The 1179-nt window shown below is 70.7% G+C and carries 2 protein-coding genes; both read right to left on the bottom strand.

Annotated elements, in window-relative coordinates; all coding sequences use genetic code 11:
- A partial coding sequence (locus KUM49_RS37035) for an IclR family transcriptional regulator (RefSeq protein ID WP_217241364.1) occupies nt 1-404 on the bottom strand: 404 nt, incomplete at its 3' end.
- 334 nt (nt 405-738) lie between these two features.
- Nucleotides 739-1179 (bottom strand): IclR family transcriptional regulator (locus tag KUM49_RS37030; protein WP_217241363.1); only part of this gene is annotated, 441 nt, incomplete at its 5' end.

Raw genomic sequence — 1179 nt, 5'->3', positions numbered from 1 at the left:
GTGGCGTGCAGGGGTGAGGTGTCGCCGATGGTGTGGAAGGTCCGTACGGGGTGGTCGCAGTCGACGCGGTCGACGACGACCATGCTGTGCAGTGCGTCGGGCACCGAGAGATGGATGGTCTCGTTCACCGTGTCCCGGAGCCGGATCATGGGTTCGCGGGCGGCGGCGAACAGGCTGGAGCCCTGCAGGGCTGCGGGTCGTACGGCCAGTACCCGGGCGCCGATCTCCCAGCGCGTGGTGTCCCTGCGGTTGGCCCGGAGCCAGCCCGCCTCGTTGAGGGTGACCAGGGTGCGCTGCACCGTCGACTTCGGCAGGCCGAAGAGCTTCGTCAGCTCGCCCACGGTGACCGGCTGATGCCGGGCGACCGCCTCCAGGATGCGCAGTGACCTGATGACGCTCTTCATTTCCATCCGGGGCCCCCATCAGTCGCGTGGCTTCGTCGCTCACCTTTGACTCCCTCCCCGGAGCCCCAGGCATGATTCATGCCGCATTCTAGCATGGCGTTCCACGATGCGGCATGAAGCGGGATTGGGGCCCTCATGGCCTTCCCGGCGATGAGCGGCGGGAGCGCCTCTGCCCCCTGTCGCGCCGTGTCGCGCGGCGGCCGCCCTGGGCCCGACGCCCCCGTCGGGCCCGGGGAGACGGCTGCCCTGACATGCGGAGAGGGCCGGCTTGCACGCTTCGACGCGTGCAAGCCGGCCCTCTCCGGTCGGGGCCTTCTTGGGCCGCCACCTTCCGTCAGCCGCCCAGTAGGCGTCCGCTGATCTCCTCTGCCGCGCCGGCCACGAGGCCACCCCACTCGGACTCCCGTTTCACGTCGTGCCGGGAGTCGGGCATCGAGATGGCCACGGCGGCCAGCGGTGTCCCGTTCTCGTCGAGCACGGGTGCGGCGAGGGCGCAGACGCCCGGCCGGTACTGGTTCCGGTTGATCGCGTAGCCGTCGGCGCGGATCCGGTCCAGTTCGGCGCGCAGCTCGTCGGGGTCGGCGGGGGTCGTGTCGCTGAAGCGCTCCAGGCCCTGGGCGATGAGTTCCTCGACGTCCTGCTTCGGGAGATGGGCGAGGATCGCGCGCCCCACGGCGGTGGCGTGCAGGGGTGAGGTGTCGCCGATGGTGTGGAAGGTCCGTACGGGGTGGTCGCAGTCGACGCGGTCGACGACGACCATGCTGTGCAGTGCGTC

Source organism: Streptomyces sp. AC555_RSS877, assembly GCF_019049245.1.
GTDB lineage: Bacteria > Actinomycetota > Actinomycetes > Streptomycetales > Streptomycetaceae > Streptomyces.
Note: the sequence above shows the minus strand (reverse complement) of the source record. Positions and strands in the feature narration are given on the sequence as shown.